At 71.5% G+C, this 22,316-nt stretch carries 19 protein-coding genes; 11 read left to right on the plus strand and 8 right to left on the minus strand.

Translation table 11 applies throughout. The features are described from left to right. From IG08_RS0114235 to IG08_RS0114260, 6 genes are read left to right on the plus strand one after another with little or no spacing between them, the layout of a single operon-like run. Entirely contained in the window at positions 1–1,335 is a 1,335-nt protein-coding gene (locus IG08_RS0114235; RefSeq protein ID WP_030600877.1) for an O-antigen ligase family protein, read from the plus strand. Further along, positions 1,332–2,984, plus strand: coding sequence for a murein biosynthesis integral membrane protein MurJ (gene murJ / locus IG08_RS0114240; RefSeq protein WP_030600880.1), 1,653 nt, complete (start codon positions 1,332–1,334; stop codon positions 2,982–2,984). The genes IG08_RS0114235 and murJ overlap by 4 nt, the downstream gene beginning before the upstream one ends. After that, entirely contained in the window at positions 2,968–3,687 is a 720-nt protein-coding gene (locus tag IG08_RS0114245) for a polysaccharide deacetylase family protein (RefSeq protein ID WP_030600883.1), read from the plus strand. Before murJ ends, IG08_RS0114245 begins: the two co-directional genes overlap by 17 nt. Position 3,688: 1 nt before the next feature. Beyond that, positions 3,689–4,843 (plus strand): glycosyltransferase, encoded by a 1,155-nt coding sequence (locus IG08_RS0114250; RefSeq protein ID WP_030600886.1) that lies wholly within the window; start codon positions 3,689–3,691, stop codon positions 4,841–4,843. Next, positions 4,840–5,502 (plus strand): YveK family protein, encoded by a 663-nt coding sequence (locus IG08_RS0114255; protein WP_106980935.1) that lies wholly within the window; start codon positions 4,840–4,842, stop codon positions 5,500–5,502. Before IG08_RS0114250 ends, IG08_RS0114255 begins: the two co-directional genes overlap by 4 nt. Next, positions 5,499–6,620: a GNAT family N-acetyltransferase gene (locus IG08_RS0114260; protein ID WP_030600893.1), complete on the plus strand. Its 1,122-nt coding sequence runs from the start codon at positions 5,499–5,501 to the stop codon at positions 6,618–6,620. The genes IG08_RS0114255 and IG08_RS0114260 overlap by 4 nt, the downstream gene beginning before the upstream one ends. Before the next feature lie 28 nt (positions 6,621–6,648). Here IG08_RS0114260 and IG08_RS0114265 read toward each other — a convergent pair whose 3' ends face one another. Then, the gene (locus IG08_RS0114265; RefSeq protein ID WP_030600896.1) at positions 6,649–7,911 is read right to left on the minus strand and encodes a glycoside hydrolase family 26 protein; all 1,263 of its coding nucleotides are present in this window, start codon (positions 7,909–7,911) and stop codon (positions 6,649–6,651) included. A gap of 154 nt (positions 7,912–8,065) precedes the next feature. Between IG08_RS0114265 and IG08_RS0114270 the strand changes: the two genes are divergently transcribed. Further along, positions 8,066–9,352 (plus strand): carboxylate--amine ligase, encoded by a 1,287-nt coding sequence (locus tag IG08_RS0114270; RefSeq protein WP_030600899.1) that lies wholly within the window; start codon positions 8,066–8,068, stop codon positions 9,350–9,352. Next, a complete protein-coding gene (locus tag IG08_RS0114275; protein ID WP_030600902.1) occupies positions 9,352–10,617 on the plus strand; it encodes an FAD-dependent oxidoreductase in 1,266 nt (421 codons plus the stop codon). The genes IG08_RS0114270 and IG08_RS0114275 overlap by 1 nt, the downstream gene beginning before the upstream one ends. Before the next feature lie 43 nt (positions 10,618–10,660). Here the strand turns inward: IG08_RS0114275 and IG08_RS62730 are convergent, their stop codons facing one another. The 3 genes from IG08_RS62730 to IG08_RS0114290 form a co-directional block, all read right to left on the minus strand. Further along, entirely contained in the window at positions 10,661–11,611 is a 951-nt protein-coding gene (locus IG08_RS62730; RefSeq protein ID WP_106980936.1) for a chaplin, read from the minus strand. A gap of 105 nt (positions 11,612–11,716) precedes the next feature. Continuing rightward, on the minus strand, positions 11,717–11,944 hold the full coding sequence (gene chpD, locus IG08_RS0114285) for a chaplin ChpD (RefSeq protein ID WP_030600908.1): 228 nt from the start codon (positions 11,942–11,944) through the stop codon (positions 11,717–11,719). A gap of 310 nt (positions 11,945–12,254) precedes the next feature. Beyond that, positions 12,255–12,659 carry a rodlin gene (locus IG08_RS0114290; RefSeq protein ID WP_030600912.1) on the minus strand — a complete coding sequence of 135 codons (405 nt, stop codon included), beginning with the start codon at positions 12,657–12,659 and terminating at the stop codon, positions 12,255–12,257. A 243-nt stretch (positions 12,660–12,902) separates the two neighbouring features. Here IG08_RS0114290 and IG08_RS0114295 point away from each other — a divergent pair, with 243 nt between their 5' ends. The 3 genes from IG08_RS0114295 to IG08_RS0114305 all read left to right on the plus strand — a co-directional run bounded on the left by IG08_RS0114295 (position 12,903) and on the right by IG08_RS0114305 (position 14,959). After that, positions 12,903–13,304 carry a rodlin gene (locus IG08_RS0114295; protein WP_030600915.1) on the plus strand — a complete coding sequence of 134 codons (402 nt, stop codon included), beginning with the start codon at positions 12,903–12,905 and terminating at the stop codon, positions 13,302–13,304. Positions 13,305–13,439: 135 nt separating this feature from the next. Next, positions 13,440–14,423, plus strand: a complete 984-nt coding sequence (locus IG08_RS0114300; protein WP_234342874.1) for an LCP family protein — start codon at positions 13,440–13,442, stop codon at positions 14,421–14,423. 125 nt (positions 14,424–14,548) lie between these two features. Next, a complete protein-coding gene (locus tag IG08_RS0114305) occupies positions 14,549–14,959 on the plus strand; it encodes a rodlin (RefSeq protein WP_030600919.1) in 411 nt (136 codons plus the stop codon). A 58-nt stretch (positions 14,960–15,017) separates the two neighbouring features. Here the strand turns inward: IG08_RS0114305 and IG08_RS0114310 are convergent, their stop codons facing one another. The 4 genes from IG08_RS0114310 to IG08_RS0114325 form a co-directional block, all read right to left on the minus strand. Then, on the minus strand, positions 15,018–16,940 hold the full coding sequence (locus IG08_RS0114310; RefSeq protein ID WP_030600922.1) for an AMP-dependent synthetase/ligase: 1,923 nt from the start codon (positions 16,938–16,940) through the stop codon (positions 15,018–15,020). Positions 16,941–17,090: 150 nt separating this feature from the next. After that, positions 17,091–18,617: a vWA domain-containing protein gene (locus IG08_RS0114315; protein WP_030600925.1), complete on the minus strand. Its 1,527-nt coding sequence runs from the start codon at positions 18,615–18,617 to the stop codon at positions 17,091–17,093. Between the two features lie 147 nt (positions 18,618–18,764). Beyond that, positions 18,765–19,628, minus strand: coding sequence for an ABC transporter permease (locus IG08_RS0114320; RefSeq protein WP_030600927.1), 864 nt, complete (start codon positions 19,626–19,628; stop codon positions 18,765–18,767). Beyond that, a complete protein-coding gene (locus IG08_RS0114325; RefSeq protein ID WP_030600930.1) occupies positions 19,625–22,282 on the minus strand; it encodes a CocE/NonD family hydrolase in 2,658 nt (885 codons plus the stop codon). Before IG08_RS0114325 ends, IG08_RS0114320 begins: the two co-directional genes overlap by 4 nt. Positions 22,283–22,316: the final 34 nt, after the last annotated feature.

Below are 22,316 nucleotides of genomic sequence, written 5' to 3' on the forward strand. Positions count from 1 at the left end.
ATGACCCTGCACCGCATCCACCAACTGCCCCCGGTCCTCCCGGTGATGGGCGTGATCGCCCTGCTGGCCCTGCCGATCGGGCCCGGCGGCGAGGGCGGCGCCGGTCCCGCCGACGCGCTCTCCGCGCTGGTGGTGCTGTACTGCGCGATCCGTCTCGTACGGGACCGGCGGCGCCCCCTGTCCCGTACCGCCGCCGTGTTGCTGGGCCTGCCGGTGATCGGGCTGGCGGTCGCGGCGATGGGAGCCTCCTCGCCGGGGGCCGGGCTGACCGGCATGGGCCGCTACCTGCAGATCTTCGTGCTCGTCCCCGCGGCCGTGCTGCTCCTGATCCGCGACCGGGGCGACTTCCGGCTGCTGGCCTGGTCGTTCGTGGGGCTCGCCCTGTGGCAGGGGGCGCTCGGCGTGCACCAGTACGCCACCGGGACCGGCGCCTCGTACCAGGGCGAGGAGATCCGGGCGGTCGGCACCTTCGGGGCGCAGGACGTGATGGGGATGGCGACCGTCGTCTCCTTCGGCCTGGTGTGCGCGGTGGGGCTGGCGCTGGGCCGAACCGCCGTACGCGAGAGGGCCGTTGCCGCCGCTTGCGCCCTCGCGCTGCTGCTCCCGCTCGCGCTGTCCTTCAGCCGCGGGGCGTGGATCGCGACCGCGGTGACGTGCATGGTCCAGCTCGTGCTCGCCGGGATGCGGCGGGCGTTGAAGGTGGGGGCGGTCGTGGCCGCGGCCGCCGTGGTCCTGGTCGGCGGTTTCGGTGTCGGTACGGCGATGCTGCAGGAGCGGATCAGCAGCATCACGCAGGTCACCGACGCGCCCGACCAGTCCGTGACCGACCGGTACACCATGTGGGCCTCGGCCGTCGGGATGTGGCGCGAACACCCCCTCGCCGGCGTGGGGTTGAAGGGCTTCCCCGAGCACCGGGACACGCACGCCTCGCTGGCGCTGTCCGCGGGCAGCGACACGGAGGGCGCGGGCACCGCCTACCGCAAGCAGCCGCTGCTGTCCCCGCACAACATGTACCTGCTGATCCTCGCCGAACAGGGCCTGATCGGGCTCCTCGCGCTGGCGGGCAGCTGGCTGGCACTGCTGGTGTGCGGCCTGCGGGGACTGTTCCGCGTTCAGCGTGAGGGCCCCGGCCTCGACTGCGCCCTCGTCGCCTGCGGCCTGCTGGTGTGGCAGTTGACCGACTTCGCGTACGCCGACATCGGCGGACCCTCGACCGTACTGACGGCCGTCTGTTTCGGGCTGGTGGCGTGGTGGGCACTGGCGGGAGGCGTCGATGAGGCCGTGGCGGAGCGCCCGGCCCTTGAACCGGCCGCCGAGAAGGTCGCGGCGCGATGACCGTGACGCCCTCACGGACACCCCGGACCGACACCGGAGGTTCGGTCACCGTCCCCGCGGCCCGGACCGCCTCCGACGACACCTCCGAACTCGCCCCCGCCTCACGCAACTTCCTCGCCAAAGCCGCCCTCGTCACGGCCGTGCTCTCCATCGCCGGAGCCGTGCTCGGCCTGGTGCGCGACCAGGCGCTGGCCCGTCTCTTCGGGGCCGGGAGCGAGACGGACGCCTTCCTGGTCGCCTGGACCGTCCCGGAGTTCGCGGCCACGCTGCTCATCGAGGACGGCCTGGCCTTCGCGCTGATCCCGGCGTTCAGCCTGGCGCTGGCCCGCCGTGCGCAGGGCGCCCCCGGCGACCCGGTCCGCGCGCTGGTCGCGAGCACTCTGCCCCGTCTGTCGCTGGCCTTCGTCGCCGTGTCCGCGCTGCTCGCCGGCACGGCGCCGTACGTCGTCGAGGCCCTGGCCCCGGGCCTGCCCGACCCCGCCCTCGCCGTCGACTGCACCCGGATCACCGCGCTGTGCGTGCTGGGCTTCGGGCTCGCCGGGTACTGCAGCGCGGCACTGCGGGCACACCGGAGGTTCCTCGCCCCGGCCGCCATCTACGTGGCGTACAACACCGGCATCATCACGGCGATGTACGTCCTCGGCGGCCACTGGGGCGTGCGCTCGGCCGCGGTCGGGGTCGCGGTGGGCGGCGGACTGATGGTGCTGGTCCAACTTCCCTCCGTCGTACGGCAGTTGCGCCGCAAGCCGGTCACACAGAAGGAGCCGGGCGACAGCACCGACCGCGCGGTGACCGTGGCCCTCGTCGCCACCGTCCTCCTCTTCGCCCTGTGCCGGCAGTCCCAGACCCTCATCGAGCGCTTCCTCGCCTCCACCCTCGACGCGGGGGCCATCTCCCACCTGAACTACGCACAGAAGATCGCCCAGATCCCGATGACGCTCTCGATGATGCTGTGCACGGTCACCTTCCCGGTGGTCGCGCGGGCCCTGGCCGACGGCGACGTCGAGCGGGCCCGCAGCCGGGTGGAGCGGGACATCGCGCTGGCGTCCTGCGTGCTGCTGCTCGGTGCGGCCACGGTGATCGCGTGCGCCCCTCAGCTCGTCGAACTCCTCTTCCAGCGGGGCGCGTTCACCGCACGGGACACGGCGGCGACGGCGGGCGTCATGCGGGTGTACGCCCTCGGACTGCTCGGCCAGACCATGACCGGCGTGCTCGTGCGGTCGTACTTCTCGGCGGGCCGTGCCTCCTGGTACCCGGTCGGCGCGATGGCCTGCGGCATCGTCGTGACCGCCTGGATCGGCGCGCTGAGCGTCACGCCCTGGGGGGTGTACGGCATCGCCGCCGCCAACGCGGCCGGCATCACCGTCACCGCTCTGGTGCTGCTGGCCGGGATGGGCCCGCGCAGCGTCCCGATCCGCACCCGGGGCGTGCTGCTGGAGCTGAGCAGGCCGCTGCGGGCGGCGGCGGTCGCGACGGTGGCGGGCGGGTTCGTCGCGAGCCGTGTCCCCGCTCCGGTTCCGGGTCTCGCGGCCGGCACGACGACCGTAGCCGCCGTCTTCGTCCTCCTCTGCTGGGCCCTGGACGCCCAGGGCTTCGCATCCGCCGTCCGTTCCGCGACCCGAAGGCTGCCGTATGCGCGTTCCCGCTGACACCAAGGTTCCGTGGGTGGCGTTGTACCACTCCGTGGGCGACTGCTCCGACGACCCGTACCGCATCACGGTCACTCCCGAGCGGCTGGACCGGCAGCTGGCCTGGCTGACCCGGAGGGGCCTGCGTGGCGTCTCCATGGCCGAGCTGCTGGCCGCACCCACCCGCAGGGGCCTCGTCGGCCTCACCTTCGACGACGGCTACGCCGACTTCCTCACCAGCGCCCTGCCCGTCCTGCGCCGCCACGACTGCACGGCCACCCTGTTCGTGCTGCCCGGCCGGCTCGGCGGCGACAACGCCTGGGACCCGCTGGGCCCGCGCAAGCCACTCCTCACCGCCGACGGCATCCGGCAGGCCGCCGCCGAGGGCGTCGAGATCGGCTCGCACGGTCTCACCCACGTCGATCTGACGAAGGCGGACGACATCCTGCTGAAGACCGAGGTCGTCGAAAGCCGAGCCGCGCTCGAAGAGTTGACCGGCACTCCCGTCACCGGCTTCTGCTACCCGTACGGCACGATCGACCAGCGCGCCGTCGACGCCGTGGACGAAGCCGGATACACCTACGCCTGCGCCATCGACCCCGGCCCGGTCAACAGCCCCCTTGCCCTCCCCCGCGTCCACATCGGCCAGAACGACACCGCCGTTCGCCTCTTCCTCAAGTACCGCCTGCACCATCTGCGCCGGCGCCCCGTCGAGGGGATCTGAGGTGAAGGCCCTCCACGTCATCACCGGCCTCGGCGTCGGCGGCGCCGAGCAGCAACTGCGGCTGCTGCTCCGGAACTTGCCCGTCGACTGCGACGTCGTGACGCTCACCAACCCGGGCGCGGTCGCCGACGGGCTGGTCGCCGACGGCATCCGGGTCGTCCACCTGGGCATGGCCGGCAACCGCGACCTGGCAGCGCTCCCCCGCCTGGTCCGGCTCATCCGCTCCGGCGGCTACGACCTCGTCCACACCCACCTCTACCGAGCCTGCGTCTACGGCCGGCTCGCCGCGCGTCTCGCGGGGGTCCGGGCGATCGTCGCCACCGAACACTCCCTGGGCGACTCGCAGATGGAGGGCCGGAGGCTGACCCGGGGGGTCCGCGGGCTCTACCTCGCGAGCGAGCGCCTGGGCCGCGCCACGGTCGCCGTCTCCCCCACGGTCGCCGACCGCCTGGAGCGCTGGGGCGTGCCCGCCCCGCGCATCGAGGTCGTCCCGAACGGCATCGACCTGTCCCGCTTCCGCTTCGACCCGGTGCAGCGTCTGCGCACCCGCCAGCGGCTGGGCCTGCCGGAGACGGCGTACGTCGTCGGCGGCATCGGCCGTCTCGCGGCGGGCAAGCGGTTCGATGTCCTGATCCAAGCTCTCGCCCAACTCCCCTCGGACTACTGGCTGTTGCTGGTCGGCGGCGGCCCGCAGGAGAGCGTCCTGCGCCGCACCGCGCACGAGGCCGGTGTCGCGGACCGCGTCCTGTTCACCGGCGAACGTCCCTACCTGCCGGACGGCTCCCCGGGACCGGACCTCCCCTCGCTCGCCTCCGCGATGGATCTGCTCGCCTCCCCGTCCCCCGAGGAGGCCTTCGGCCTCGCGGCCGTGGAGGCGCTGGCGGCCGGGCTGCCCGTGCTCTACGCCTCGTGCCCGGCGATCGAGGACCTGCCTCCGCAGGCCGCGTCCGCCGCGCGCCGCGTCCAGGGCGGCCCCGAGGCGTTCGCCCACGCCATTGCGGCCTTCAAAAGCCAAGGCCCGGCCCCACGCACCGCGCCCGACGCCGCGCACCACTACAGCATCACCCGCAGTGCCGCACAGCTGATGGACGTCTACGCGGCCGCGGTGGCCGCCCGTTCCGCGTCCCCGTCACCCCAGGGAGCACCTTCCTCATGACCTCCGTGACCTCCATGGCCGAGACCCCCACCGGACCACGCCGCCCGGCCCGCCTCAGAGCCCTCCCGGCCTGGTCCCTCATCGCGGCCGGCGCCCTGGCCGGCGGACTGCTCGGCGGTGTGTACGGCCTCGCCAAGCCGCCGACCTACACGGCCACGAGCTACGTCGTCGCCGTACCGACCGAGAAGTCCGACCCGGCGTCCGCGCTCGGCTTCGCGCAGGCCTACGGCCGGGTCGCCACCCAGCTCGCGGTGCTCGGGGACGCGCAGGTGTGGACGGGCGTACCGGTCAAGACGCTCAAGTCCGGTGTGCAGGCGGCGACTTCGCCGGACGCGCCGATGGTCTCGATCACGGCCACCTCATCGCGCCCCGACCTCGCCGCCGACATGGCCAACGCCGTCTCCCGCGCGCTGACCCGGCACGCCAACGACACCAAGGACGCCACCCACGTCGAGCTCCAGCAGTTCGCCCGCGCCACCAAGCCCACCGAGCCGTCCTCGGCCTCGTCGACGGTGACGGGTCTGGTGGGGGCGAGCGCGGGCGGCCTGCTCGGCGGCCTTGTCCTGCTGGCCCGACCGCGCCGGACCACCGAGGAGCCGGGACGCCCGGCCTCCGTGCCGGGTCCGGCCGTCGCCGCCGACGCGCACGGTCAGCTGTGACGTACACGACCCACCTCGTCACAGAAGAGCGGGAGTTCGCCGAACTCGCCTCCGAATGGGGGCAGTTGTACCGCCGCTGCGAGGCTGCAACCCCGTTCCAGAGCCATGCCTGGCTGCACTCCTGGTGGCTCTCGTACGGCAGACGCGGCCGCCTGCGGCTGGTGGTGGTCCGGCACGAGGGCGAGCTCGTCGCCGCCGCACCGCTCATGCGCGTGGGCAGTCCGGTGCCCTCGCTCGTGCCGCTCGGCGGGGCGATCTCCGACTACGGGGACGTCCTGCTGGACGACGAACGCGGCGAGGAGGCGGTGGCCGCGCTCACCGAGGGCCTCGCCTCGGCGGCCCGCACCGCGCTGATCGACTTCCGCGAGGTGCGGCCCGGCGGTGCGGCCGAGCGGGTCTACGACCACTGGCGCGGGCCCCGGCGCCGCGTGGGCGACTCGATGTGCCTGGAGCTGCCCGCCGTACCCATGGACGAACTGGTAGCCCGGCTCCCGTCGACGAAGGCCCAGCAGCGCGTCCGCGCCAAGCTGCGCAAGCTGACCTCACTCGGGGTCGAGCGTCAGGTCGTACAGCCGGACGAGGTGGACAAGGCACTGCGGCGGCTCATCGAGCTGCACCAACTGCAGTGGCAGGGACGGAAGGTGACGTCCGAGCATCTGCGCCCGCGGTTCTGCGACCACCTGGTGCGCTCGGTCGGCCCGATGGTGCGCTCCGGGGACGCGGTCGTCACCGAGTTCCGGCTGGACGACGACGTGGTGGCCGTGGACCTGACGCTGCTGTCGCGGCGCCTGGCGGGCGGCTACCTGTACGGCGCCCATCCACGGCTGCGGGAACGCAAGGCGGACGTGGCGGTGATGCTGCTCGACGCCTGCGCCGAGCACACCCGCGAGGGCGGGCGCGGCACGCTGAGCCTGCTGCGCGGCAACGAGCCGTACAAGCAGCACTGGCGCCCCGAACCGGTCGTCAACCAGCGGCTGCTGCTGGCCCGGCGGCGCACGGCCCCGCTGCTGTCGGCGGTCGTCTGCGACGTGGCCGCCCGGCGGCGGGGCAAGGAAGTCCTGCTCCACTGGAAAGGGTGGCGGGACCGGAGGGAGCGCGACAGTGGCGGCAGGCCCTGAGGGGGCCTGCCGCCACCACCGGGGGGAACTAGCGGTTGCGCGAGAACCAGTCGAAGCGCAGGCACAGCTTCCCGCCGAGCCAGTACTCCACCCACTCACCCAGGTCCAGCGGCGAGCAGTTGGGCGGCGTGGTCGGGGTCGTGGGCTTCGTCGGCTCCGGGGTCGGGGCGTCGGTGCGGCCGAAGAGCACGGACCGGTAGACCTCGGACGCCTTGGGGTTGTCCTCGCACTGCCACACGCCGTGCGGGCAGTAGTCGGTCAGCGTGTTGTACAGCGGCTTGTGCTCGTCCATCCAGGCGAGCATGCGCCGCATGTACTCGGCGTTGTCGCCGTTGCGGAAGAGCCCCCATTCGGGATACGAAATGGGCTTGCCGTGGGATTTGGCGAAGTCCACGTGTTCCTGAAGGCCATAGGGCTCTTTGATCTGTTCGTCGAACGTCCGCCCGGTCGGCTGGTCGTAGGAATCCATGCCGATGATGTCGACGGTGTCGTCCCCCGGATAGCACTGGGTCCAGGGAATGGCGTCCCGGCCACGGGTCGGGGTGAAGTCGAACTTGAATTTCTGGCCCGGCACCGCACGCATGGTGGTGACGATCCTGTTCCAGTACGTCTTCCAGGCTTCCGGGTCCGGGCCGCAGCGATGGGTGTACGTGATGCCGTTCATCTCCCAGCCGAGCACGATCACCGTGTCCGGGGCCTTCAGCTCGACCAGGCGTTCGGCCAGGCGGCGGAAGTGCTGATCGAACTGGCCGGCCGCGCCCTGCCGCAGCAACAGCCGCACCTGGGCGTCGGAGAGGCGCTCCTCGTTGCGCTCCAGCATGGGGACATTGAGGACGAGCATCCGGTCGTCCCGCTCGTTGCGCCAGTCCGCCCACATGTCGAGGAAGCCGGGCGCGCCCTCGATGTTGCTCCAGCGGTCGCCGGGCAGATAGGTGTGGCCGACGCGCAGTTCGGCGCCGCCCAGCCAGCGGCTGAGGTCGGCGATGCGGGACACGCCCCGGGCGCCGTAGTCGAGGTAGGCGCCGAAGGCGGGGGCCTCCGGCGCGGGCTTCACAGGGTCCGTGGCAGGCGCCGGCTTGGTCGTCGGCTGCGTCGTCGGCCGGTCCGGGACGGCCGGGGCCATGGGGGTCGCCGGGACGGGCGTAGCCGCGGTCGTCGGAGCGGGAGGATCGTCGACCCGCACCACCCCCGCGGCGACGCCCGGACCCGACGCCAGGGCGGCCGACGCGGCGACCGTCGCCGCGATGAACGCCAGCCGTCCGGTGCGGGCCCGTCGCTGCTGTGAGTCCATGCCTGCTCCTTCCTCCACTCTCGCGCTGCGCACTGCCGAGTTACCGACACCGATAACTGACACTCAGTCATATCAATATGAATTCCGCCACCGTGCCTGCGTCTTTCGAGTGCTCCGATCGCCCGCACGAGTGAAACGACCGAAGGAAAATGTCGTGTCGCTGTTCGACACCCGAGTTCCCGCCGTGCTGCTGCGGATCGACCGGAATCCCTTTCACCACGGCACGCTGGGAGCCGTCCGTTCGCTCGGCAGAGCGGGCGTGGACGTGCACGTGGTCGCCGACTGCACGGGAAGTCCGGTCCGCAACTCCCGCTTCGTACGGCAGCTGCACCCCCCGCCGCCCCCGGGCGCCTCGCCGGGCGACATCGCCGCCGTGCTGCGCCGGGTGGCCGCCCGGATCGCGCGTCCCGCCGTACTGATCCCGATGGACGACGCGAGTGCCCTCGCGGTCGGCCGGCTGCGCGAGGAACTGGCCCCCGCCTATCTGCTGCCGCAGCAGCCCGACGCGCTGCCCGAACGCGTGGCCGACAAGGCGGAACTGGCCGAGGTGTGCGCGGCGGCGGGCGTTCCGCACCCGGTGACGCTGGTCCCGGACAGCCCCGAACGGGCCGCCGCCGCGGCCTGGCGCCTGGGCCTGCCGGTGGTGGCGAAGTGGAGCCGCCCATGGCTGCTGCCGACGGGCAGCGGGCTGCGCAGCACGGTCGTCGTGCGCTCCCCCCAGGAGGCCCGCGAGCTCTACGACCGCTCCGAGGAGGCGGGCAGCCGGCTGCTGCTCCAGGAGTACCTGCCGCCGGGGCCCGACGGCGACTGGTTCTTCCACGGGTACGCCGACCGCTCCGGCGCCGTGCGCGCGGGCGGCCCCGGCGTCAAGGAACAGGCCTGGCCACGCGGCGCGGGCCTGACGGCGGTGGGCCGCTGGGCGCCCAACCCGCAGGTGCAGGCGCTCGCCGAACGGCTGGCCGGGGAGCTGGGCTACCGCGGCATCCTCGACCTCGACTTCCGCCGCTGCGGCACGACGGGCGGCTATCACCTGCTCGACTTCAACCCGCGCCCCGGCGCCCAGTTCCGGCTCTTCACCGACTCCGCGGGCCTGGACGTCGTACGCGCGCTGCACCTGGACCTGACCCACCGTCCGCTGCCGGACGGGGTGCCGCTGCCCGGGCGGGCCTTCGTGGTGGAGAACTACGCGCCGCTCACCGCACTGCGCCCGGCCGCCCCCGGCGGGCGCGAACTGGCCTGGCACGCGAGCGACGACCGGGCGCCCGGCTGGGCGATGTGGGGCCTGTGGTGCCGCCATGTGTCCCGGCGCCTGCTCGACCGTCTGCGGGGAGTGCGCGCACGGCCCGGGCACGAGGCACGCGCGCGTGTCGTGCGCCAGGCGGCCGTGCCCGCCCCTTCTTCGACACATCTGTCCGACGACGAGAAAGCGAGCAGCTGCTGATGTACGACCTGCTGGTGGTGGGCGCGGGCCCGTACGGCCTGTCCATCGCGTCCCACGCGGCGGCGGCCGGTCTGAGACTGCGCGTCTTCGGCCGGCCCATGGCGTCCTGGCGCGACCACATGCCCCGCGGCATGTTCCTCAAGTCGGAGCCGTGGGCCTCCAACCTCTCGGATCCCGGGGCGCGTTGGCGGCTGGACGTGTACTGCGCGGGCCAGGGCGTCGCGGCCCGGCACGGGGAGCCGATCCCGGTGGAGATGTTCGCCTCGTACGGCCTGTGGTTCGCCCGCAACGCCGTGCCGGAGGTGGACGAGCGGTCGATCGTCCGGATCGCGGGCGTTCCGGGCGGCTTCGAGGCGGTGACGGAGGACGGGGAGATCCTGCATGCCCGCACGGTCGCCCTGGCCGTGGGCGTGCTGCCCTTCGTCGAAATCCCGGCCGCCCTGCGCGAGTTGCCCCCGTCCCTCGTCTCGCACAGCAGCCACCACAGCAACCTCGCCCGCTTCCGCGGCCGGGACGTCACGGTGATCGGCGGCGGCCAGGCGGCCCTGGAGACGGCGGCCCTGCTCGCCGAACAGGGCGCCCGGGTACGGGTGTTGGTCCGCGCCGACGGACTGATCTGGAACGACGTCCCGCCGCCCTGGGAGCGCCCCTGGTGGCAGTCGGCCCGCTCCCCGCACAGCGGCCTCGGCTGCGGCTGGCGCAACTGGTTCTACTCCGAGCGCCCCGGCCTCTTCCACCGCCTCCCCGAGTCCACCCGCGCCCACATCACGGCCACGGCCCTGGGCCCCGCGGGCGCCTGGTGGGTGCGCGACCGGGTGGAGGGGAGCGTCGAGGTGCTGCTGGGGCAGGAGGTCACCGCGGCCCGTGAGACGGGTGCAGGCGTACGGCTGGACGTGGTGAGCCGTACGGGCGAGGTACGGCCTCTCGACACCGAGCACGTCGTCGCCGCGACGGGGTTCACCGCGACCTGTGAACGCCTCGGACTGCTCTCGGACGACCTGCGCGGGACCCTGGCCACCGTGACCGACGGTTCACCGGAGATCGGGCACGACTTCGAGTCGTCCTGTCCCGGACTGTTCATGGCGGGCCTGGTGACGGCGTCCGGCTTCGGCCCGGCGATGCGGTTCGTGCACGGGGCGACCTACACGGCGGGGGCGCTGGTGCGCGGGGTGCGGCGCAGGCTGCGGACCGGGCAGCCCGGTGGTGCGATTCCGGTGCCGGGAAGCCGGGACCGGCGCGCGGCGACGGACGCGGTACGGCGCTGACGGGGCGCGGGTGCCGGGCCCTGGACGCCCGGCACCCGACGCACTACCGACGGGACGCGGCTCGGCCTCGTCGGTACAGGACGGCCCCGCCCGCGATCATCGCGGCGCTGACACCCGAGGCTGCCAGCATGGCCTCGCCACTGCCCGTGTCGGGCAGGTGCGGCGGCGGACCGGTGGGCGGCGGGGTCTGGTCGCCACCGGGGGGCGGGGGCGTCGTGGACGGAGGTGTCTGGTCGCCGCCCGTGGGAGGCGGCGTCGTGGACGGGGGTGTCTGGTCCCCACCTGTGGGCGGGGGCGTCGTGGACGGAGGTGTCTGGTCCCCACCCGTGGGAGGCGGCGTCGTGGGCGGTGTGGTCGGCGGCTTCGTGGGCGGTGTGGTCGGCGGCTTCGTGGGCGGTGTGGTCGGCGGCTTCGTGGGCGGCGTGTGCGGCGGCTTCGTCGGAGGCGTGTCCCCGTATCCGCCACCGCCCGACGTGTCACCGCTGTCGCAGTCGTCGCCGTAGGCCGGGTTCAGCGCGGCGATCACGTCCGCGGTGTCCCCGCACACGTTCACCGGCACGTCGACCGGCGCCTGCGCGTTGTTGCCGGAGCCTGCGCCGGGCGAACCGTGCGTCTTCCCGCCCGCCGAGGAGCCGGACGCGCCCTCGTCGTCGCCGTACCCGTAGTCGTACCCGTGGTCCGAACCGTAACCGTGGTCCGAGCCGTAACCGGAGCCGTGGCCGCCGTGGTGCGATCCGTCCTTGTGCGAAGACGAGCCGTTCGCGCAGGAGTTGCCGAACGCCGGGTTCAGCGCGGCGATCACGTTCACGGAGTTGCCGCAGGCGTTGACCGGCACGTCGACCGGCGCGGACACGCTGTTGCCGGACAGCACGCCGGGCGAATCCTTGGCGGTCGCGTTCGCGTCCGTGTCCGCGAGGGCGGAACCGCCGCACAGGGACAGGATGCTCGTCGCGGCGGCGGCCGCGACCATTCCCCTGCTCAGGGTCTGTCGCAATCTCGTTGTCTTCCTGCTCGAAGAAGTGGGAAAAGCCGGCCTTGAACGAATGGAAGACGTCCAAGGCCGGCCATGACACAGCCGAGCGGCTGGTGCGTTACGTCGTCACTTGTTGACGCACTCGTTGCCGAACGCCGGGTTCAGCAGCGCGATGACGTTGACCGAGTTGCCGCACACGTTGACGGGAACGTGAACGGGAACCTGGACCACGTTCCCGGAGAGGACACCCGGGGAGCCGAAGGCGGCGCCCTCGGCACCGGCGTCGGCGAAGGCCGGGGCGGCCATTCCGAGGGCCATGATCGCGCCCGCGACGACAGCAGCGGTCTTCTTCATGAGATTTCCCTTCTCTGCGGTCATGCCCTGTGACGGTCGAAACCGAGCGAGCACAGTCGGAACGGCTCGCACCATGACCTGCAGGCTGTAAAACGAGGGATAGACGCGCGAAGAAACTACGGAACGTGTGTCGCCGGGTATTTCACTCGAACGCCTTCACATAATTGACGCCGAAGATCCACTGCGAGGTAGAGCAGGAGAGAAAACGGTTCACCCGGGCGGCGGAAGGAAATTGACGGTACATCAGCGAAAAACACCCGGACGGCCCGCTCGAAAGAGCGGGGCGCCCGGGTGATTTCGTAACGGCAGATCAGCCGTTCTTCACACCATTGCCGGCCAGCGCCGAGATGTCGCTCAGGATGTGCGACGCCGGCTCGTCACCCTTGGCCTGCGTCGAGTTCTCGGCGCACTGCTGGTTCTGCGCGGCCGACAGGACCGGGATGTCCTGGGCCACACCCACGGCGGCGATGAGACCGACGATGCCCTGGGCGTTCGCCTTCACCGGCAGGCCGACGCAGAGCTTGTTTGCCGTGCTCTGGACCAGCGTGGCCTGCGGGCTCATGTCGCCCTTGGTCACCGAGTTGCCGAACGCCTCGTGTGCGTCGTTGCCGCTCGCCGACGTCGTGCCCTCGTCGTTCCCGATGGCCATGGCCGGGGAAGCGGCACCGACGACGGACGCAGCAACCGCTGCGGCGGCCATTGCCTTCTTCAGCATTTCAGTTCCTTTCCTGGTGCATCACCACGACGCACGTTCCTGCTCTCGCATCAACCAGCTCCACGGTGTTTGGTTTCGCCACTTCACCCGATCGGGCCGGTATCCCGGCGCCATTTACCGAATCGCGGGTGCCGCGGTCGTTTTTTCACTGCGCCATCGGAGTGAAAGGGAGCAACCAAGCGGGCCCTGGACAGTTGACCAGAGCGCTCCGGTGGACGGGGTTTCTCCAGAAGGGACTAGCAAGTGATCAAGAAGGTTCTGGCATCCGCCGCGGTCGCCGCTTCCGTCGTGGGTGTCGCCTCCCCCGCCATGGCGATCGGCAACGACGACGGCACCACGTCGGCGAGCGGCAACGGTGCGCACCAGTCGTTCGGCAACTCGACCACCTACGGCAACATGAGCCCGCAGATGGCGCTCATCCAGGGCTCGTTCAACAAGCCCTGCATCGGCCTCCCGGCGAAGGCGAACCTCCAGGGGATCGTCGGTCTCGCCGCCGTCGGCGTCCTGCAGGACGTGCCGATCCTGTCGGCCCCGCAGAACCAGCAGTGCGTCGAGAACTCCACCCAGGCCAAGGGCGACGAGCCGCTGTCGCACATCCTGGACGACATCTCGGCCCTCTCCGGCAACGGCGGCGGCAACGACTGAGCCAGTCGCACCAAGGGCCTCTGAGCCCAGGGGCTGGTTTCTGAGCTCCCGTCAGCGGGCCGCCGTACTCTCGGCGGCCCGCTGGCTTACTTTCTGCCCGTGACGATGAAGAGAACCTTTTCTTCCCTCTCGGTCGTGCTGGCTTCCACAGCCGCCCTGCTCGGCAACACCTTCCACCCCGTCCAGGCCCCCGCCCCCAAGGCGATGAACATCCTGCTGATGGGCACGGACAGCCGGGCCACCATCTCCGCCGCGGAAAAGCGCGAGTTCTACGCCGGCGGCCAGGCCTGCGACTGCACCGACGTCCTGATGGTGGTGCACGTGTCGGCCCGCAGGGACCGCGTGAGCGTCGTCAGCCTCCCGCGCGACTCCTACGCCGATCTCCCTCCGCACCGCGACGAGAAGACCGGCGAGGAACATCCGTCGCATCCCTCGAAGATCAACGGCGCTTATGCCGAGGGCGGCGCCCCGCTCGCCGTCGCCACGGTGGAGTCGATGACCGGGATGGACTTCGACCACTACCTCCAGGTGGACTTCCGGCGCTTCATCGACGCCGTGAACGATGTCGGCGGTGTCGAGGTGTGCACCCCGCGGACATTGCGGGACTCGGCCACCAAGCTCAATCTGAAGCCGGGCAAGCACCGGCTCACCGGCGGGCAGTCGCTGCAGTACGTGCGCTCCCGGCATGTGGACGCCAGTGCCGACCTCGGGCGGGTCCAGCGTCAGCAGCGGTTCCTGGTCGGGGCCCTGCGCGAGCTCCAGGCACGGCAGCTGCTGACCGAGCCGGTGGCGTCGGCCCGGCTGGTGAAGACGCTGCTCGGGTCCGCGCGGGTCGACCAGGGCTTCGGCGCCGGCGAACTGGTGGAGCTGGCGGCCGCGCTCAGCGAGGTGCCGGCGACGTCGACCGAGTTCGCGACCGTGCCGATCTCCGGGTTCAACGAGCTGCACCCGGAGATCGGTTCGACGCTGGTCTGGGACCGGAAGAAGGCGGACGCGATGTTCACGAAGCTGCGCGCGGACCGTCCGTTGATCAAGGTCGGCGCGAACCCCAGGCCCAAGGACCCGCCCCGGCTGGCGAACTCGGCCCCGGTCCGTGGGAGCTCCTACGCCTGCCACTGAGGGGCGCTCACCGGCTCCGTGAGTGCGCTGGGCCAATCGGGGCAAAGACCGCAACCCCGGCCGGGGTTGGGCCGTTCTCGATCATGCAGCTCCTCCCCGGAGTCCGCTTTTCGAAGGGAATGAACATGAAGAAGCTGTGGGCTACCGCGGCTATCGCCGCTTCCGTCGCCGGCGTCTCGGCTGCGGCCGCCCCCCAGGCTCTTGCCATCGGTGACGACAACGGCACGACCTCCGCGAGCGGCAACGGCGCTTCGTCGGAGTTCGGCAACTCGGCCACGTTCGGCGACATGAGCCCGCAGCTCTCGCTGGTCCAGGGTTCGCTGAACAAGCCCTGCGTCGGCCTGCCGGCGAAGTTGAACGCCCAGGGGATCGTCGGTCTCGTCGCCGTCGGTGTCCTGCAGGACGTGCCGATCCTGTCGGCCCCGCAGAACCAGCAGTGTGTCGAGAACAGCACCCAGGCGAAGGGCGACGAGCCGCTGTCGCACATCCTGGACGACATCTCGGCCCTCTCCGGCAACGGCGCGGGCAACGGCTGATCCTCGGATCTCCGCCACGGCGGGTCACCGGTTCTCCGGTGGCCCGCCGTTTCGCATGTCACTTGCGGTACAGCGCCTCGATCTCCTCCGCGTACGCCGACATCACCGTGTGCCGCTTCACCTTCAGGGACGGGGTGAGCATGCCGTTGTCCTCGTTGAACTCGCCCTCGACCAAGGTGAAGGCCCGGATCGACTCGGCGCGGGAGACGGCTTCGTTGGCGTAGTCGACGGCCTTCTGAACGTCGGCGCGCAGCCGCGGATCCCGTACGAGCTCGGTGACCGGCGTGTCGGCCGGCAGCTTGCGGACCGACAGCCAGTGAGCGATCGCCTCGGGGTCGAGGGTGATCAGGGCGGCGACGAAGGGGCGGTTGTCGCCGACGACGAGGCATTGGCCGACCGGTGCGCGGCTGCGCAGGCGATCCTCCAGGACGGCCGGGGAGACGTTCTTGCCGCCCGAGGTGACGAGGATGTCCTTCTTGCGGCCGGTGATGGTGAGGTAGCCGTCCTCGTCGAGCGCGCCGAGGTCGCCCGTGGCGAACCAGTCGTCCTGGAGTACGGCGTCGGTGGCGGCCGGGTTGTTCCAGTACGCGGCGAAGACGACCCCGCCCTTGACGAGGACCTCACCGTCGTCGGCGATGCGGATCGCGGTGCCGGGGACGGGTTGGCCGACCGTACCGGGGCGGGGGTCGAGCGGGGGCACGATCGTGGCGGCCGCCGTGGTCTCCGTCAGGCCGTAGCCCTCGTAGACGATGATTCCGGCGGCGTAGAAGAAGAGGCTGAGGTTGCGGTCCAGCGGGGAGCCGCCGCTGATGGCGTAGCGCATGCGGCCGCCGAGTTCCTTGCGGATACGGCGGTAGACCAGGAGGTCGTACAGGGCCCAGGCGGCGTAGCGGCCGAGGCTCGGGCCCTTGCTCCTGTCGAGGAACTTGTCCAGGTACTCCTGGCCGAAGCGGACGCCGATGCGGTCGGCGCGGTCGAAGGAGGCGGCGCGGCCGATCTTCTCGGCGGTGGCGCGGCCGGTGGCGTGGATCTTCTCGAAGAGGTACGGCACGCCGACGAGGAAGGTCGGGCGGAACTCCTTGAGCGCCGGGCGGAGTTCGTCGGGCTTGATGCTCGGGCAGTGGCCGATCTCGATGCGGGCCATCAGACAGGCGATCTGGAGCGTGCGGCCCATGATGTGGGCGAGTGGGAGGAAGAGGAGGGTCGAGGCGACCTGGCCGGTGACCTCCTCGAAGATGGGGTGGAGCAGCTCGACCGTGTTGGCGGCCTCGGCGTGCAGGTTGGCGTGGGTGAGGACGCAGCCTTTCGGTTTGCCGGTGGTGCCGGAGGTGTAGCAGATGGTCGCGATGGTGTCAGGGGTCAGGGCCGTACGGCGCTTGGTGACCTCCTCGTCGGGGATGTCGTGGCCGAGGGCGACGAGTTCCGTGAGGGCGTTCGCCTCCAACTCCCATATGTGCGGGGGTTGTTCGTGGCGGGCCGTGCCCGTCGTCACCGTGGCGGTGTTCTCGGCGGTCTCGGTGACGACGTGCCGGGCGCCGGAGTCGCGGACGATCCACTCCACCTGCTCGGCGGAGGAGGTCGCGTAGACGGGGACGGTCTGGCCGCCGGCCGCCCAGATCGCGAAGTCGAGGACCGTCCACTCGTAGCGGGTGCGGGACATCACGGCGACCCGGCCGCCCGGTTCGAGGCCGGCGGCGATCAACCCCTTGGCCACGGCGGTGACTTCGGCGGCGAAGGCGGCGGCGGTGACGGGCCGCCAGGTGTCACTTTCCTTACGGCGCAGGACTACGGCGTCCGGAGCCTCTGCCGCGTTCGTGAACGGGAGGTCGGCGGTGCTGCCGGTCGTCGCGGGCGGGGCGAGGGCCGGTGAGCTGGCCTCGCGCACGACGCCGTGTTCGTCCCTGACGGTCTCGACCTTGGCGCGGGCCGCGAGGTCGGTGCGTCGTTTTTTTGCCCGCTTCAGGTCTTTGCGTACGCCCATGGCGGCTCCCGGTCGGCGGCGTTGACTGAGGCGTTAACTTACTCGCGCGTAAGGAATGGTCAATGGGTTGCGTAGTTCGTTTGCTGCGGGCCGGTGGGGGCTGGTCGCGCAGTTCCCCGCGCCCCTGAAGGGGCGCCTCACCAAGCCCTCTCAGGAGTCCAGGTGTTTCGCCTGGGCGATCGTCTCCGCCAGCTGCCGTACGGCCTTGTCCTCCGTCCTCTTCGCCAACTCCTCTGCTCGATCCGAGAGTTCTGTGAGACCGCAGGCACCCGGCAGGGAGTCCCAGCGATCGTCGCCCTTTCGTAGGGCGTCGGCGAAGTAGGCGGCTACTGCTGTTACTTGGAAGTGGGGGGTTGCGTTCCAGAGGGTGTTGTCAAGGGAGTCCGTGTCCAGTTGGCCGGACTCCTCGTGCGGGGCCCGGGTCTCCGGGTCCTGCCAGCGCACCGTCGCCGTCGCGAGATGGCCCTCCGCACCGGGCTTCGTGCGGACCGCGTAGAGGGCGGTGACCGTGTGGCCGGGTCCTACCTCGCCGCCGTCGACGCGGTCGTCGCGGAAGTCGTCGTCGGCGACGCGGCGGTTGTCGTAGCCGACGAGGCGGAACCGTTCGACCGTCTCGGGGTCGAAGGCGACCTGGGCCTTGGCGTCGCGGGCGGTGAGGTCGATGTTCTGCGGGAGTTGCTCGCAGAAGACCTGCTCGGCGTCGTCCTCGCCGGAGACGTACACGGTGTGGCCGTCTCCCTTGTCGGCGAGGCGTTCCATCAGGGCGTCGCCGTAGTCGCTGCCGACGCCGATGCCGAAGAGGGTGATGCCGTGTTCGCGGCGGGCGCCGTCGATGCGTTCGAGGATGGAGTCGGGGTCGGTGTCGCCGTCGTTGGCGAGGGCGTCGGAGACGAGGACGACGCGGTTCGTCGCGCCCTCGCGCAGGCCGTCCACGGCGGTGTCGTAGCCGGTCTCGACGCCGGCGGCGAGGTTGGTGGAGTAGGTGGGTTCCAGGCCGTCGATGGCGTCGTGGATCTCGTCGCGGTTGCCACCCAGGCGGGTCATCGGCAGGACCGTCTCGGCCTCGTCGCTGAAGGTGACGATCGCGACCGAGTCGTCGTCGCGCAGGCGTTCCGTCATCACGCCGAGGGAGTGCTGGGCGAGGTCGAGGCGGCCGGGTTCGCTCATGGAGCCGGAGATGTCGATGACGAAGGTGAGGGCGGCGGGCGGGCGTTCGCCGGCCTGTTCGGCGGCGCGGGTGGCGAGGCCGACGCGGACGAGGGACCAGTCCTCCTCGTCGGTGCGGGCGGCGTCGACGGTGACCGAGAAGCCGTTGCCGTCGGGGCGTTCGTAGTCCTGGCGGAAGCTGTTGACGAACTCCTCGGGGCGGATCGTCGACGGGTCGGGGCGCTGTCCGTCGGCGAGGGTGCGGCGGGCGTAGCCGTAGGAGGCGGTGTCCACGTCGAGGGCGAAGGTGGAGAGGTGGTCGGGGGACGGGGCGAGGTCGCGGGACTCGTCGTCCTCGTCCGTGTCGGTTTCCCCGCTGTAGGCGGGGGCCGGGAAGCCGGTCGCCCCGCCCGAGCCCGACCGGTCCTTGCTGCTGCTGTTGTCCCCGGTGGCGCCTTGGCCGCATCCCATGAGCAGCAGCCCGCCCAACGCGGTGACGGCGAGCAGGTGTCGTATTCGGTGTCGCTCCATTGTCCGTGCCCCCTAAGCCAGTTGACGCTGACGTCTGTGACTGTGACGGGCCAGGGGGCCGGAACGTGCGCTACGGAGCGTTGCGGATGAGTCTCGAAGAGGGCACGGGCGACGGCTGTTGAGACCGGTAGGTGATCCTCCGGTGACCTAGGACACCACGTCCTTGCGGGCGAAACCCCGGAAGGCCAGCGCGAACAGCACGAGAGCCAGCGTTATCGACAGGGAGGTGCCCTGGATCATGTCGGACCACTGGAGTTGGGGCTGTACGGCGTCGAGCCAGGCGTACTGCCAGTGCGCGGGCAGGAACTCGCGCCAGTCGCCGAGGGCCGTCACCTCGTCGAGGACGCTGCCGACGATGGTCAGGCCGACCGCGCCGCCGACCGCGCCCAGCGGGGCGTCGGTCTTGGTGGAGAGCCAGAACGCGAGGGCGGCGGTGACGAGTTGGGACACGAAGATGTACGCCACCGTGATCAGCAGGCGCTCGGCGGCCGTGCCCGCGGCCAGCGAGCCCCCGGTCGGGAGCTCCAGTGGTCCCCAGCCGTAGGCCGCCGTGCCGACGGCGAGGGCGACGAGCGGCAGCAGCACCATCGCGGCCAGGCTGAGGCCCAGGGCGACGACGAGCTTGGACCACAGCAGGCGGGCCCGGGGCACGGGTGCCGCCAGCAGATAGCGCAGGGAGGACCAGCTGGCCTCCGAGGCGACCGTGTCCCCGCAGAACAGCGCGACGGGGACGACCAGCAGGAAGCCCGCGGAGGCGAAGAGGTTCACCGCGGCGAAGTTGGCCCCGGACACGGTGGCCGTGTCCATCAGGTTGACCCGGGTGTTGCCCTCGCCCGGTCCGCCCACCTGGAAGGCGATGAGCAGGACGAACGGCAGGGCGAACAGGATGCCGCCCATGACGAGCGTGCGGCGCCGCTTCAACTGCCGGCCCAGCTCGACCCGGATGGGCAGCGTACGGCCCGCGCGGTAGCCGTCGGCCACCTCCGCGCGGTCGGTCAGCGTGCTGCTCATGCGGACTCTCCGATCAGGGTGAGGAAGGCGTCCTCGAGGCGGCGGTGGGGGCCCACCGACTCCACCGGGACTTCCAGTCGTACGAGCTCGGCGACCAGGCGCGAGGCGCTGCCATCGGCGTCGAGGCGGACCAGCAGTCCACCCTCGGCCACGACGGCCGAGGCCACGCCCGGCAGTGCGGCGATCTTCTCCACGACGGGCTCGTCCACGGGGGCGGCCGTGCCCACCAGCAGCGTGTCGCCGGAGCCGACGATCTCGCCGACCGGGCCCGCCTGGACGAGCTTGCCGTGGTCCATGACCACGAGGTGGGTGCAGGACTGCTCGACCTCGGACAGGAGGTGGCTGGAGACGATGACCGTGCGGCCGGCCGCCGCGTACCGGATCATCACCTCGCGCATCTCGCGGATCTGCGGCGGGTCGAGGCCGTTGGTCGGCTCGTCCAGTATCAGCAGGTCCGGCATGCCGAGCATGGCCTGGGCGATGGCGAGGCGTTGACGCATGCCCTGGGAGTAGGTGCGGACCGCGCGGGACAGCGCGTCGCCGAGGCCCGCGATCTCCAGCGCCTCGTCCAGGTGGGCGTCCTCCGGCGGGCGGCCGGTCGCCTGCCAGTACAGCTCCAGGTTCTCGCGGCCGGACAGGTGCGGGAGGAAGCCCGCGCCCTCGACGAAGGCGCCGACGCGGGACAGCACGGGGGCGCCGGGCGCGATCGCGTGGCCGAAGACGCGGATCTCGCCGCCGTCCGGCTTGATCAGGCCCATCAGCATGCGGAGGGTGGTGGTCTTGCCCGCGCCGTTCGGGCCGAGAAGGCCGAGGACCTGGCCCTTCTCGACGCGGAAGGAGAGGTCCCTGACCGCGTAACGGTCGGCGGACTTGGCGTACCGCTTGCTCAAGTCCCTTATCTGCAACGGGACTTCGGACAGGCCGGGATCGGGTTTGGCGGGCGCCGCCGTACGCCGCCGACCGGTCGCCAGCAGGATCAGGGCGAGCACCGCGCCGGCGAGCGGCAGCCACCAGACCCATGCGGGCAGCGGGGCCTTCGCGTTCGTGTCGCTGAGCGCCGTCGGGACCGACAGGTCGCCCTTGAGCGAGACGGTGTACGTCGCCGGAGCCGTCGGAGAGGCGTAGCCGAGGTCCGTGGAGGCGAGGACCAGCTTCAGGCGGTGGCCGTCCTCGATCTCGTGGTCGATCGCCGGGAGCGTGAGCGTGACGTCCTTGCCGGCCTTCGCGTCCTCGACCCTGACGGGGTCGACCAGCTGCGAGGGCAGGACCTGCTGGCCGCCGCCCGGGCCCACGTCGTACACCTTGGCGAAGAGGACGGCGTCGTCGCTCGTGGACTTCACGTGGACGGTGACCGTCGGCGATCCGGTGATCTGCACGTCGTCCCGGACGGGGGCCGACTCGAAGGAGGCGTACTGGCCGGGGAAGTCGAGGGACAGGCTGACGCCGAGCGAGGACAGCTGGGCGAGGCCGCCGCCTGCGCTGCCGAGGCCGGGCAGGCCGGAGATGGCGGGCGGGTTGGCGCCGGCCGGGTTGGCGAAGCTCTGCTCGCGGCCGGTGAGGGGAAACGTCTTCTCGTCGCCCTCCAGGCCGGGGTACTTGTCCGCGCTCACACCGCTCAGCCGGGTCTCGCCGTCGCTGGTGCCGGTGCCGAGGGTGCGGGTGACGCGGAAGGCGGGGCCGGTGTCGGCGCTCTTGTCGTCCTTGAGGTAGCGGTCGAACCAGGAGGTGACCCGGGCCTGGACGCGGCTGGACTCCATGTCGCCGCCGTCGTGGCCGCCCGCGATCCAGTCGACGTCGACGGGGGCGCCGTTGGCCCGGATCGCCTTCGCGGCCGCGTCGGCCTGGTCGAGGGGGAAGAGGGAGTCGGTCTGGCCCTGGATGAGGAGAGTGGGGACCTTGATGCGGTCGGCCACGGCCTCCGGGGAGCGCTCCTCCAGCAGCTTCTCGGCCTGTGCGTCGGGAGTGCCGGACTCGGCGACCCGCTCGTACATCTGGCAGATCTGCGTCTCGAACTTGTCGCAGCCGCCTGCCGTGTTGACGAAGATGCCGGCCCAGAGCTTCTTGAAGACGCCGTTCGGGAAGAGGGCGTCCGAGAGGTTCCAGTAGGTGACCGCCGGGGCGATGGCGTCCACGCGGTCGTCGTAGCCGGCGGCGAGGAGGGAGATCGCGCCGCCGTACGACGCGCCCGCCACACCTACGCGGGGGTCGCCGGTCTTGTCCAACTGGACCTGGGGCTGCTCGGCGAGCCAGTCGATGAGCTTCTCGACGTCGGCGACCTCGGCCTTGGGGTCGTTGAGGCCCACCTTGCCGGTGGACTTGCCGAAGCCTCGGGCGGACCAGGTGAGTACGGCGTATCCGTCTCGGGCGAGGTCCTCGGCCTGTTGACGTACGTCGTTCTTGCTGCCGCCGAAGCCGTGGCCCAGGAGGACGGCGGGGTGCCTGCCGTCGGTGGAGGGCGTGAAGTACGAGGTGTCTATGCGCACGCCGTTCCCCATCGACATGACCCTGGTTTCGCTGTGCACCGGGGGTGGGTCGTCGTCGGCGACGGCTGTCCATGTCCCGGCGCCGGCGAGCGCTACGACGGCGGCCGCGGCGGCGGTCAGTCGTCGCGGCCGCCTGAGCAGGCCTCGTAGCCGGGGCAGTCGAAGATCCATGCGTTAACCGTACGGGGTGTCTCTGACAGTTGGA

The sequence above is a fragment of the Streptomyces fulvoviolaceus genome (assembly GCF_000718165.1).
Lineage (GTDB): Bacteria > Actinomycetota > Actinomycetes > Streptomycetales > Streptomycetaceae > Streptomyces > Streptomyces fulvoviolaceus.

What these genes read in the sequence shown, in the direction of transcription:
- IG08_RS0114235 (WP_030600877.1), top strand. Translation starts at nt 1, where the DNA reads ATGACCCTGCACCGCATCCACCAACTGCCCCCGGTCCTCCCGGTGATG.
- murJ (WP_030600880.1), top strand. Translation starts at nt 1,332, where the DNA reads ATGACCGTGACGCCCTCACGGACACCCCGGACCGACACCGGAGGTTCG.
- IG08_RS0114245 (WP_030600883.1), top strand. Translation starts at nt 2,968, where the DNA reads ATGCGCGTTCCCGCTGACACCAAGGTTCCGTGGGTGGCGTTGTACCAC.
- IG08_RS0114255 (WP_106980935.1), top strand. Translation starts at nt 4,840, where the DNA reads ATGACCTCCGTGACCTCCATGGCCGAGACCCCCACCGGACCACGCCGC.
- IG08_RS0114265 (WP_030600896.1), bottom strand. Translation starts at nt 7,911, where the DNA reads ATGGACTCACAGCAGCGACGGGCCCGCACCGGACGGCTGGCGTTCATC.
- IG08_RS0114275 (WP_030600902.1), top strand. Translation starts at nt 9,352, where the DNA reads ATGTACGACCTGCTGGTGGTGGGCGCGGGCCCGTACGGCCTGTCCATC.
- chpD (WP_030600908.1), bottom strand. Translation starts at nt 11,944, where the DNA reads ATGAAGAAGACCGCTGCTGTCGTCGCGGGCGCGATCATGGCCCTCGGA.
- IG08_RS0114290 (WP_030600912.1), bottom strand. Translation starts at nt 12,659, where the DNA reads ATGCTGAAGAAGGCAATGGCCGCCGCAGCGGTTGCTGCGTCCGTCGTC.
- IG08_RS0114305 (WP_030600919.1), top strand. Translation starts at nt 14,549, where the DNA reads ATGAAGAAGCTGTGGGCTACCGCGGCTATCGCCGCTTCCGTCGCCGGC.
- IG08_RS0114310 (WP_030600922.1), bottom strand. Translation starts at nt 16,940, where the DNA reads ATGGGCGTACGCAAAGACCTGAAGCGGGCAAAAAAACGACGCACCGAC.
- IG08_RS0114315 (WP_030600925.1), bottom strand. Translation starts at nt 18,617, where the DNA reads ATGGAGCGACACCGAATACGACACCTGCTCGCCGTCACCGCGTTGGGC.
- IG08_RS0114320 (WP_030600927.1), bottom strand. Translation starts at nt 19,628, where the DNA reads ATGAGCAGCACGCTGACCGACCGCGCGGAGGTGGCCGACGGCTACCGC.
- IG08_RS0114325 (WP_030600930.1), bottom strand. Translation starts at nt 22,282, where the DNA reads ATGGATCTTCGACTGCCCCGGCTACGAGGCCTGCTCAGGCGGCCGCGA.